This is a genomic window from Streptomyces sp. NPDC054872, from assembly GCF_053610705.1.
In genome coordinates, this window is record NZ_JBSGYY010000010.1 from 240,993 (window position 1) to 252,459 (window position 11,467).

At 67.9% G+C, this 11,467-nt stretch carries 9 protein-coding genes and 1 tRNA gene; 9 read left to right on the plus strand and 1 reads right to left on the minus strand.

What is annotated here, in order from left to right; all coding sequences use genetic code 11:
* Nucleotides 1–566 precede the first annotated feature (566 nt).
* The 8 genes from dnaN (at nucleotide 567) to ACWGIH_RS15285 (ending at nucleotide 10,518) form a co-directional block, all read left to right on the plus strand.
* Complete coding sequence (dnaN, locus tag ACWGIH_RS15250; RefSeq protein WP_344518427.1) at nucleotides 567–1,697, plus strand: DNA polymerase III subunit beta; 1,131 nt, start codon at nucleotides 567–569, stop codon at nucleotides 1,695–1,697.
* Between the two features lie 89 nt (nucleotides 1,698–1,786).
* On the plus strand, nucleotides 1,787–2,671 hold the full coding sequence (gene gnd, locus ACWGIH_RS15255) for a phosphogluconate dehydrogenase (NAD(+)-dependent, decarboxylating) (protein ID WP_453451508.1): 885 nt from the start codon (nucleotides 1,787–1,789) through the stop codon (nucleotides 2,669–2,671).
* A gap of 81 nt (nucleotides 2,672–2,752) precedes the next feature.
* Entirely contained in the window at nucleotides 2,753–3,874 is a 1,122-nt protein-coding gene (gene recF / locus ACWGIH_RS15260) for a DNA replication/repair protein RecF (RefSeq protein ID WP_453451509.1), read from the plus strand.
* A 22-nt stretch (nucleotides 3,875–3,896) separates the two neighbouring features.
* On the plus strand, nucleotides 3,897–4,460 hold the full coding sequence (locus ACWGIH_RS15265; RefSeq protein ID WP_453451510.1) for a DUF721 domain-containing protein: 564 nt from the start codon (nucleotides 3,897–3,899) through the stop codon (nucleotides 4,458–4,460).
* Nucleotides 4,461–4,725: 265 nt separating this feature from the next.
* Entirely contained in the window at nucleotides 4,726–6,795 is a 2,070-nt protein-coding gene (gene gyrB / locus ACWGIH_RS15270) for a DNA topoisomerase (ATP-hydrolyzing) subunit B (protein ID WP_453451511.1), read from the plus strand.
* Between the two features lie 42 nt (nucleotides 6,796–6,837).
* The gene (gyrA, locus tag ACWGIH_RS15275) at nucleotides 6,838–9,438 is read left to right on the plus strand and encodes a DNA gyrase subunit A (RefSeq protein ID WP_453451512.1); all 2,601 of its coding nucleotides are present in this window, start codon (nucleotides 6,838–6,840) and stop codon (nucleotides 9,436–9,438) included.
* An 18-nt stretch (nucleotides 9,439–9,456) separates the two neighbouring features.
* Nucleotides 9,457–10,173 (plus strand): DUF3566 domain-containing protein, encoded by a 717-nt coding sequence (locus ACWGIH_RS15280; protein ID WP_453451513.1) that lies wholly within the window; start codon nucleotides 9,457–9,459, stop codon nucleotides 10,171–10,173.
* A 271-nt stretch (nucleotides 10,174–10,444) separates the two neighbouring features.
* Nucleotides 10,445–10,518 (plus strand) — tRNA-Ile (locus tag ACWGIH_RS15285).
* Nucleotides 10,519–10,613: 95 nt separating this feature from the next.
* Here ACWGIH_RS15285 and ACWGIH_RS15290 read toward each other — a convergent pair.
* Entirely contained in the window at nucleotides 10,614–10,943 is a 330-nt protein-coding gene (locus ACWGIH_RS15290; RefSeq protein WP_453452804.1) for a DUF6344 domain-containing protein, read from the minus strand.
* A gap of 337 nt (nucleotides 10,944–11,280) precedes the next feature.
* Here ACWGIH_RS15290 and ACWGIH_RS15295 point away from each other — a divergent pair, with 337 nt between their 5' ends.
* Complete coding sequence (locus tag ACWGIH_RS15295) at nucleotides 11,281–11,409, plus strand: DLW-39 family protein (protein WP_003999697.1); 129 nt, start codon at nucleotides 11,281–11,283, stop codon at nucleotides 11,407–11,409.
* Nucleotides 11,410–11,467 lie beyond the last annotated feature (58 nt).

Sequence of the window (11,467 nt, forward strand, 5' to 3'; positions counted from 1 at the left end):
TGGACGACGGTCCTCCACAGGCTGTGGAGGAAAATCTCGTCCACAGGGTGTGCATGAACTTGTCCACCGGCAACCCACAGGCTCGGGCCGGTTGTCCCCAGCTTTCCCCAGCTTCTCCACACGGCTGTCCACTGTTCGGCAACGCAACGCGCCCCGTCACCGTGCCGAGTGAAAGGCGTCACACCAAGGTGGTCGGTTGGCCTGTGGGGAAGGTGGGTAAAACTGGGGACGGCGCTGGGGAGAAGTACCCCCTGCCTGTGCATCGGGTGTGCAGAACTTTCGCCCGTCCACAGAAACCACCGGTTGTCCACCGCCTCCGCCCACAGGCGCAGTGGATAAAAAACCGGCACTGACCTGCGCATACACGGTTATCCACGGTTTCCACAGGCCCTACTACTACTGCCCCCTAGAGTCACCGGGGAATTGGCTTCGAAGAGGGGCCTGTGCACAACTCGCGCTCCGGACCTCGCCCGCCGCTCGTCACGACTTGACCCCGACGGGCACCCACTGTCAGTGCGGTGCGTCAGACTGGTCCCCAGTGCCAGCAACAGCAGGAGGGCGGCTAAGTGAAGATCCGGGTGGAACGCGACGTACTCGCGGAGGCAGTGGCGTGGGCGGCGCGCAGTCTCCCGGCCCGGCCACCGGCACCTGTCCTCGCGGGCCTGCTGCTGAAGGCCGAGGAAGGCGCACTCAGCCTTTCCAGCTTCGACTACGAGGTCTCGGCGCGTGTCTCCGTGGACGCCGAGATCGACGACGAGGGCACGGTGCTCGTCTCCGGCCGGCTCCTCGCCGACATCTGCCGCGCCCTTCCCAACCGCCCGGTGGAGATCTCCACGGACGGTGTGCGGGCCACGGTGGTCTGCGGCTCCTCGCGATTCACACTCCACACACTTCCTGTGGAGGAGTACCCCGCGCTGCCGCAGATGCCCACCGCGACCGGCACGGTCCCCGGTGAGGTCTTCGCCTCGGCGGCCGCGCAGGTGGCCATCGCCGCGGGCCGCGACGACACGCTGCCCGTCCTGACCGGCGTACGCATCGAGATCGAGGGCGACACGGTCACCCTGGCGTCCACGGACCGCTACCGCTTCGCGGTCCGCGAGTTCCTGTGGAAGCCGGAGAACCCCGAGGCGTCCGCGGTCGCCCTGGTGCCCGCCAAGACGCTCCTGGACACCGCGAAGGCGCTCACGAGCGGCGACACGGTCACCCTGGCGCTGTCCGGCTCCGGTGCCGGTGAGGGACTGATCGGTTTCGAGGGCGCCGGACGGCGTACGACCACGCGTCTCCTCGAGGGCGACCTGCCGAAGTACAAGACGCTCTTCCCCACGGAGTTCAACTCGATCGCGGTCATCGAGACCGCCCCGTTCGTCGAGGCCGTCAAGCGCGTGGCCCTGGTGGCCGAGCGGAACACTCCGGTCCGGCTCAGCTTCGAGCAGGGCGTGCTGATCCTGGAGGCCGGCTCCAGCGACGACGCACAGGCTGTGGAAAGGGTCGACGCCCAGCTCGAGGGCGACGACGTCTCGATCGCCTTCAACCCGACGTTCCTGCTCGACGGCCTGAGCGCGATCGACTCCCCGGTCGCCCAGCTGTCGTTCACGACGTCGACGAAGCCCGCGCTCCTGAGCGGCAGGCCGGCCGTGGACGCGGAGGCCGACGAGGCCTACAAGTACCTGATCATGCCCGTACGTCTGAGCGGCTGAGCCCACAGGTGTGAGCGGGCGTCCGGGCGTAGGCTCGGACGCGGGTACGAAGGTGCCTCCACGCCACATCGCTACTTAAGGAACCACTGATGGAGCTCGGTCTCGTCGGCCTCGGCAAGATGGGCGGCAACATGCGTGAGCGCATCCGCCGCGCAGGCCACACCGTCATCGGATACGACCGCAACCCGGACGTCGCGGATGTCCACAGCCTCGAAGAGCTTGTGGGCAAGCTCAAGGGCCCGCGTGTCGTCTGGGTGATGGTTCCGGCCGGAGCCGCGACCCAGTCCACCGTCGACGAGCTCGCCGAGCTGCTCCAGCCCGGTGACGTCGTCGTGGACGGCGGCAACTCCCGCTGGACCGACGACGAGAAGCACGCCGAGGAGCTCAAGGCCAAGGGGATCGGCTTCGTCGACTGCGGCGTCTCCGGCGGCGTCTGGGGCCTCAAGAACGGCTACGCGCTGATGTACGGCGGCGACGCCGAGAACATCGCGAAGGTCCAGCCGATCTTCGACGCGCTGAAGCCCGAGGGCGACTTCGGCTCCGTGCACGCCGGCAAGGTCGGGGCGGGCCACTTCTCGAAGATGGTCCACAACGGCATCGAGTACGCCATGATGCAGGCCTACGCCGAGGGCTGGGAGCTCCTGGAGAAGGTCGACTCCGTCACGGACGTGCGCGAGGTCTTCCGCTCCTGGCAGGAGGGCACGGTCATCCGTTCCTGGCTGCTCGACCTCGCGGTCAACGCCCTGGACGACGACGAGCACCTGGAGAAGCTGCGCGGCTTCGCGCAGGACTCCGGAGAAGGCCGGTGGACGGTGGAAGCCGCCATCGACAACGCCGTGCCGCTGCCCGCGATCACGGCCTCCCTCTTCGCCCGGTTCGCCTCGCGGCAGGACGACTCCCCGCAGATGAAGATGATCGCGGCACTGCGCAACCAGTTCGGTGGCCACGCGGTCGAGTCCAAGAGCGAGAACTGATCCACAGCCTGTGGGGAACGGCAGCTGTTTCCCACAGGCCTCTCAGCAAGAGAAGCAAGCCGGGGGAGGTCGGCGCACACCATGCATGTCACGCATCTGTCGCTGGCCGACTTCCGCTCGTACGCCCGGGTCGAGGTCCCTCTCGACCCGGGCGTCACCGCGTTCGTGGGCCCCAACGGCCAGGGGAAGACGAACCTCGTGGAGGCCGTCGGCTATCTCGCCACGCTCGGCAGCCACCGGGTCTCCTCGGACGCCCCACTGGTGCGCATGGGCGCCGAGCGCGCCGTCATCAGGGCCCAGGTCCGCCAGGCTGAGCGTCAGCAACTGGTCGAGCTCGAACTCAACCCGGGCAAGGCCAACCGCGCCCGTATCAACCGGTCGTCGCAGGTCAGACCCCGTGACGTGCTCGGAATCGTGCGCACGGTGCTGTTCGCTCCCGAGGATCTGGCGCTGATCAAGGGCGACCCCGGTGAGCGCCGGCGGTTCCTGGACGAGCTGATCACGGCCCGCTCCCCCCGGATGGCGGGCGTCCGCTCCGACTACGACCGGGTGCTGAAGCAGCGCAACACCCTCCTGAAGTCGGCGGCCCTGGCACGGCGGCACGGCGGGCGCTCCATGGACCTGTCCACACTCGACGTCTGGGACCAGCACCTCGCGCGCGCGGGCGCCGAGCTGCTCACACAGCGGCTCGACCTGATCGCCGCGCTGCAGCCGCTCGCCGACAAGGCGTACGAACAGCTGGCGCCCGGCGGCGGACCCGTCACCCTTGAGTACAAGCCGTCCGCGCCGGGCGACGGCCATACACGCGAGGCTCTGTTCGAGCAGCTGATCGCCGCCCTCGAAGAGGCCCGCAAGCAGGAGATCGAGCGGGGCGTGACGCTGGTCGGCCCGCACCGCGACGACCTGCTCCTGAAGCTGGGCCAGCTTCCCGCCAAGGGATACGCGAGCCATGGCGAGTCCTGGTCGTACGCCCTGTCGCTGCGCCTCGCCTCGTACGACCTCCTGCGCGCCGAGGGGAACGAACCCGTGCTCGTCCTGGACGACGTGTTCGCGGAGCTCGACGCGCGCCGCCGGGAGCGCCTCGCCGAGCTGGTGGCGCCGGGCGAGCAGGTCCTGGTCACGGCCGCGGTGGACGACGACGTGCCGGGCGTGCTCGCCGGGACGCGGTTCGCGGTGTCGGACGGCGCGGTGGAGCGCGTATGACGCGCCCGAGCAGCGAGCGCACATGAGCGCCGAAGAGCCCGCCAAGGGCACGCCTCAGGACGCTCCCAAGGAGACGCCGAAGCCGCCCGAGCCCTCCGGTGTCGACCTCGCCCGGGTCGCCCTGCGCGCCGCCAAGGAACAGGCACGCGCGCGTGGGGACGCCGCCCAGCAGAAGAAGCAGGCCCGCAGAGGAGGTCTTCGCTCCGGCGCTCGCGCCGACGGGCGTGACCCGCAGCCGCTCGGCTCCGCCATCAACCGCTTGATCACCGAGCGCGGCTGGGAGACCCCAGCCGCGGTCGGCGGTGTGATGGGCCGCTGGCCGCAGATCGTCGGCGAGGACCTGGCCAAGCACTGCGTGCCCCAGCGGTACGACGAGAACGAGCGCGTCCTGACCGTCCAGTGCGATTCCACGGCCTGGGCGACGAATCTGCGCCTCCTGGCCCCGCAGCTGGTCGCGCGTCTCAACGAGGACCTGGGCCACGGCACCGTGCGCCTCATCAAAGTCCTTGGTCCCAGCGGCCCCACGCGGCGCTTCGGGCCCTTGCGTGCACCGGGCAGCACGGGTCCCGGGGACACCTACGGCTGAGTCCGTACCGAGTGGTAGCTCAAGGTTGACACCCCGAAGCGCTGAGTGCCGCTGTGAGCCTCCTAGGGCCCCGCTCCGCATATGGGGAGTCGGAGGACGCCGCTTCAGGACGGCACATGCGGACTCAGGTACCGGCAAACCCCCATCACTGTCGGCGCTACCGGTAGACTGGAAGCTAATCCCGCCCCACTCGTGGGACCCATAGAACAACGCTGACTATCGCTGAACGACGCAGCCGCTCCGGCCACCGCCGGGTGCTTGGCTTGTGCTGTGCCAGAAAGGGCGCTTCGTGGCCGATTCCGGCAACCCCAACGAGAACATCCCGTCTACCGTCGCTGGCGAGAACGGCGAGGTCACAGCCTTGTACGACGCCAGCGCGATCACCGTCCTCGAGGGTCTGGACGCGGTCCGCAAGCGGCCCGGCATGTACATCGGGTCGACCGGTGAGCGTGGCCTGCATCACCTCGTGCAAGAGGTTGTCGACAACTCCGTCGACGAGGCCCTCGCCGGGCACGCGGACACCATCGACGTCACGATCCTTGCCGACGGCGGCGTACGCGTCATCGACAACGGCCGAGGCATCCCGGTGGGCATCCACCCCGTCGAGAAGAAGCCGGCCGTCGAGGTCGTGCTCACCGTGCTGCACGCGGGCGGCAAGTTCGGCGGCGGCGGGTACGCGGTCTCCGGTGGCCTGCACGGCGTCGGTGTCTCCGTCGTGAACGCCTTGTCGACGAAGCTCGCGGTCGACATCCGGACCGACGGCTACCGCTGGACCCAGGACTACAAGCTGGGTGTGCCGACGGCCCCGCTCGCCAAGCACGAGGCGGTCCAGGACTCGGGCACCACGGTCACCTTCTGGGCCGACCCGGACGTCTTCGAGACGACGGAGTACTCCTTCGAAACGCTGGCACGGCGCTTCCAGGAGATGGCGTTCCTCAACAAGGGACTGACCATCAAGCTCACCGACGAGCGCGAGTCGGCGAAGGCGACGGCGGGTGCGGACTCGGCCGAGGCCACCGACGACGAGGCCGCCGAGGCCCGCACGGTGACGTACCACTACGAAGGCGGCATCGTCGACTTCGTGAAGTACCTCAACTCCCGCAAGGGAGAAATGATTCATCCGACCGTCATCGACGTCGAGGCCGAGGACAAGGAGCGCATGCTCTCGGCCGAGATCGCCATGCAGTGGAACTCGCAGTACACCGAAGGTGTCTACTCCTTCGCGAACACGATCCACACGCATGAGGGCGGTACGCACGAAGAGGGCTTCAGGGCCGCGCTGACGGGCCTGGTCAACCGGTACGCGCGCGAGAAGAAGCTGCTGCGCGAGAAGGACGACAACCTCACGGGCGAGGACATCCGCGAGGGTCTGACGGCGATCATCTCGGTGAAGCTGGGCGAGCCGCAGTTCGAGGGCCAGACCAAGACCAAGCTGGGCAACACGGAGGCGAAGACCTTCGTGCAGAAGGTCGTGCACGAGCACCTCACGGACTGGTTCGACCGCAATCCGAACGAGGCCGCGGACATCATCCGCAAGGGCATCCAGGCCGCCACGGCCCGTGTCGCCGCCCGCAAGGCGCGCGACCTGACCCGCCGCAAGGGGCTGCTCGAATCGGCCTCGCTGCCCGGAAAGCTCAGCGACTGCCAGTCGAACGACCCGACGAAGTGCGAGATCTTCATCGTCGAGGGTGACTCCGCCGGTGGTTCGGCGAAGTCGGGCCGCAACCCGATGTACCAGGCGATCCTGCCCATCCGAGGCAAGATCCTGAACGTCGAGAAGGCACGGATCGACAAGATCCTGCAGAACCAGGAAGTCCAGGCCCTGATCTCGGCCTTCGGCACGGGCGTGCACGAGGACTTCGACATCGAGAAGCTCCGCTATCACAAGATCATCCTGATGGCGGACGCCGACGTCGACGGCCAGCACATCAACACCCTGCTGCTGACCTTCCTGTTCCGCTTCATGCGGCCGCTGGTCGAGTCCGGCCACGTCTACCTGTCGCGCCCGCCGCTCTACAAGATCAAGTGGAGCCGGGACGACTTCCAGTACGCGTACTCGGACCGTGAGCGCGACGCGCTCGTCGAGCTCGGCCGCCAGGCGGGCAAGCGCATCAGGGACGACTCGGTCCAGCGCTTCAAGGGTCTCGGTGAGATGAACGCCGAGGAGCTGCGCATCACGACGATGGACCAGGATCACCGCGTCCTCGGCCAGGTGACCCTGGACGACGCGGCGCAGGCCGACGACCTCTTCTCGGTGCTGATGGGAGAGGACGTCGAGGCACGGCGCTCGTTCATCCAGCGCAACGCCAAGGACGTCCGCTTCCTCGACATCTGAGTCGGCCGCACAAGCCGCACCTCGAAAGGACTTTGACCAGCAATGGCCGACGAGAACACCCCTGTGATGCCCGAAGAGGAGCCCGCCGTCCCCGGCGTGGGCCTGCGTGTCGAGCCCGTCGGGCTCGAGACGGAGATGCAGCGCTCGTACCTCGACTACGCGATGTCCGTCATCGTGTCGCGCGCGCTGCCCGACGTACGGGACGGCCTGAAGCCCGTGCACCGCCGCGTCCTGTACGCGATGTACGACGGCGGATACCGCCCCGAGAAGGGCTTCTACAAGTGCGCCCGCGTCGTCGGCGACGTCATGGGCACCTACCACCCGCACGGCGACTCCTCCATCTACGACGCCCTGGTCCGCCTGGCCCAGCCGTGGTCGATGCGGATGCCCCTGGTGGACTCCAACGGCAACTTCGGCTCCCCGGGCAACGACCCGGCGGCCGCCATGCGGTACACCGAGTGCAAGATGGCGCCGCTGGCCATGGAGATGGTCCGTGACATCGACGAGGAGACCGTCGACTTCACGGACAACTACGACGGCCGCAACCAGGAGCCGACGGTCCTGCCGGCGCGCTTCCCGAACCTGCTGATCAACGGCTCGGCGGGCATCGCGGTCGGCATGGCCACCAACATTCCGCCGCACAACCTCCGCGAGGTCGCGGCGGGCGCGCAGTGGGCCCTGGAGCACCCGGAGGCCTCGCACGAGGAGCTGCTCGACGCGCTCATCGAGCGCATCAAGGGCCCCGACTTCCCCACCGGCGCACTGGTGGTGGGCCGTAAGGGCATCGAGGAGGCGTACCGCACGGGCCGTGGCTCCATCACGATGCGCGCGGTCGTCGCGGTCGAGGAGATCCAGAACCGCCAGTGCCTGGTGGTCACCGAGCTCCCCTACCAGACCAACCCCGACAACCTCGCGCAGAAGATCGCCGACCTGGTCAAGGACGGCAAGGTCGGCGGCATCGCCGACGTCCGCGACGAGACGTCATCCCGTACGGGTCAGCGCCTCGTCGTCGTCCTGAAGCGGGACGCGGTCGCCAAGGTCGTCCTGAACAACCTCTACAAGCACACCGACCTCCAGTCGAACTTCAGCGCCAACATGCTGGCCCTGGTCGACGGCGTGCCGCGCACCCTCTCCCTGGACGCCTTCATCCGGCACTGGGTCACCCACCAGGTCGAGGTCATCGTCCGGCGCACGAAGTACAGGCTGCGCAAGGCCGAGGAGCGGGCGCACATCCTGCGCGGCCTCCTCAAGGCCCTGGACGCCATCGACGAGGTCATCGCGCTCATCCGGGCCAGCCAGACGGTCGACGTCGCGCGTGAGGGCCTGATGGGCCTGCTCTCGATCGACGAGATCCAGGCCAACGCCATCCTCGAGATGCAGCTGCGCCGCCTCGCCGCCCTGGAGCGCCAGAAGATCGTCGCCGAGCACGACGAACTGCAGGCGAAGATCAACGAGTACAACGCGATCCTGGCCTCGCCCGAGCGGCAGCGCCAGATCATCAGCGAGGAGCTCGCGGCGATCGTCGACAAGTTCGGCGAGGACCGTCGCTCGGCGCTCGTGCCCTTCGACGGCGACATGTCCATGGAGGACCTGATCGCCGAAGAGGACATCGTCGTCACCATCACGCGCGGTGGCTACATCAAGCGCACCAAGACGGAGGACTACCGCTCGCAGAAGCGCGGCGGCAAGGGCGTGCGCGGCACGAAGCTGAAGCAGGACGACATCGTCGACCACTTCTTCGTGTCGACGACGCACCACTGGCTGCTGTTCTTCACGAACAAGGGCCGCGTCTACCGCGCGAAGGCGTACGAACTGCCCGACGCCGGCCGTGAGGCCCGCGGCCAGCACGTGGCCAACCTGCTCGCCTTCCAGCCGGACGAGCAGATCGCCGAGATCCTCGCGATCCGGGACTACGAAGCGGTGCCCTACCTGGTTCTCGCCACCAAGGGCGGCCTCGTCAAGAAGACCCCGCTCAAGGACTACGACTCGCCTCGCTCCGGCGGTGTCATCGCCATCAACCTCCGCGAGACGGACGACGGCAAGGACGACGAGCTGATCGGTGCCGAACTCGTCTCGTCCGAGGACGATCTGCTGCTCATCAGCAAGAAGGCTCAGTCGATCAGGTTCACGGCGACGGACGACGCGCTGCGCCCCATGGGCCGTGCGACGTCGGGCGTCAAGGGAATGAGTTTCCGCGGTGGCGACGAACTGCTCTCGATGAATGTCGTCAGGCCGGGTACTTTCGTCTTCACCGCAACCGACGGTGGGTACGCGAAGCGGACCAACGTCGACGAGTACCGCGTCCAGGGTCGCGGCGGCCTCGGAATCAAGGCCGCCAAGATCGTGGAGGACCGCGGCGAACTCGTGGGGGCGCTGGTGACGGAGGAGACCGACGAGATCCTCGCCATCACCCTGAGCGGCGGTGTGATTCGTACGCGAGTCAACGAGGTCAGGGAGACGGGCCGTGACACCATGGGCGTCCAACTGATCAACCTGGGCAAGCGCGATGCCGTGGTCGGTATCGCTCGTAACGCCGAGGCCGGACGCGAGGCTGAGGAAGTCGACGGAGACATCGTCGTCGAATCGGCCGACGGCGAGCCGGCCGTCGGTACGGACGAGGGCACGGAGTCCGCGGCCGAGTAGCGCGAGGAGAGAGTCATCGTGAGTGGAGCCACGGGCGCCGGAGCAAGTGGAACCGGCCAAGCCGGTACAGACGGTGTCCGTGGCTCCGCCACTGATTCTCCCGACTCGCATGAGTCCCGTGGATCCCAGGGGGGAACCGTGACCGACACCCGAGGGCCGCAGTCGGCTCAGTCAGCGCAGTACGCCGACGGGGCCCAAGGGGGCCACGCGACTCAGGGGTCCCAGAGCGCCACCGGTGCCCTGCCCGGTGAGCGCCAGCCCCAGCAGCAGGCCTCCCAGCCGTACCACCCGCCGCAGGCCTACCAGCAGAATTCCCAGACGGGTTCCGTGCGCAGGCCGCGGACGGGCGCGCGCACGACGCCTCGTACGCGCAAGGCGCGACTGCGGGTGGCCAAGGCCGACCCGTGGTCGGTGATGAAGGTCAGCTTCCTGCTCTCTATCGCGCTCGGCATCTGCACGATCGTCGCGGCCGCCGTGCTGTGGATGGTCATGGACGCCATGGGCGTCTTCTCCACGGTGGGCGGCACGATCTCGGAGGCGACGGGCTCGAACGAGTCCAACGGCTTCGACCTGCAGTCCTTCCTGTCGCTGCCGCGCGTCCTGATGTTCACGACGATCATCGCGGTCATCGACGTGGTTCTCGCCACGGCGCTCGCGACGCTCGGCGCCTTCATCTACAACCTCTCCGCGGGCTTCGTGGGCGGCGTCGAGCTGACGCTGGCCGAGGACGAGTAGTTCTTCTTTCCTTGACCCTCTTCTTTAAGAAGAGGGTCATAGCGCTCCCTCTCTTGTAGCGGTCCCTCTCTTGGGGCGCTCCCTCCGAGCTCCACCTCCCCTCCGGTGCTCCACGCCGGGGTCTTCGCGGCCAGGGCCCCGCCCGTTCAGGGCGGGGTCCTGTCGCGTGCATCGGCCTGCGCGGTGCCCACGGAGGTATCGATTTTGGGACTGGCCCGCACGTGCGCTAATCTTCAGAGGTCAGCGCGCGGGACACACACCGCAGCGCGGCGGGGCTATAGCTCAGTTGGTTAGAGCGCATCCCTGATAAGGATGAGGCCACAGGTTCAAATCCTGTTAGCCCCACAGACACGAAGAAGACCCCCAGCCCGTCGGCTGGGGGTCTTCTTCGTGTCTGTGCGAATCCCTGGGGGACAGCGGCCGGGGTGGCCGGGGTGTGACTACGGTTCCGCGGCGAGCCCGCCCGGATGGGCCTCGGCCTCAACGGCCGTCTCCGTGTCGTCCGTGGGGAGGTGGCGGCAGCTGGGGGACGACCCGTGGGCCTCGGCCCGGATGCGCTGCTTCATCGTGGGCGGCAGGGACCGTTCGTACGCTGCTGCCCAGTAGGCCGCGAGTGGGGCCGTCATGGTCGGCGTGCTCTTGCACGTTTCCGTGGCCTGCTGTACCGGCGTGGCCGCCGCTGCCGTCGTGGTGAATCCCAGCGTGGCGAACAGTGCGAGGAAGGCGGTGATGAGCGTGGTCCACAGCTTCATGGCCTTGGAGCCGGTCATGGCTTCTCACTTTCGGGTTGGGCGATTTGCGTACTTTCCTCATCATGTGTATGTCGAGCCGAGAGTGGGGGACCGACGCTCGTGGCGCGTCGATGTTCAGATGAACACCACCCGTATGGCCGTAAAAGGCCTCTGGAGGGCCTGGGAGAGGCCCGGGTGGGGTCGGGAGCGGTGAACTCCGCGGCGGGCCGTGAGGCGCCGGAGAGCGGCGACACCCCGATTCGACTGCTGTGATCGGGGCGGGAGTTGGGGTGGATCCAGGTCACCGATCGGTATCGATCGGTGTGTATAGTCGGGCGCCAGAGGTCCCTTACGTCAAGAAAGACGAGGTCGCGCGGTGAAGAAGCTTCTCCTGGTCGCACTGGCCGCCATCGGCGGGCTCCTCGTGTACCGCCAGATCCAGGCGGATCGCGCCGAGCAGGATCTGTGGACGGAGGCGACTGACTCCGTGCCCACGGGTTCGTGAGTACCGACAACAGTCTCTTAACAGGGCCCCGGCCGCTTCTGCGGCCGGGGCCCTGTGC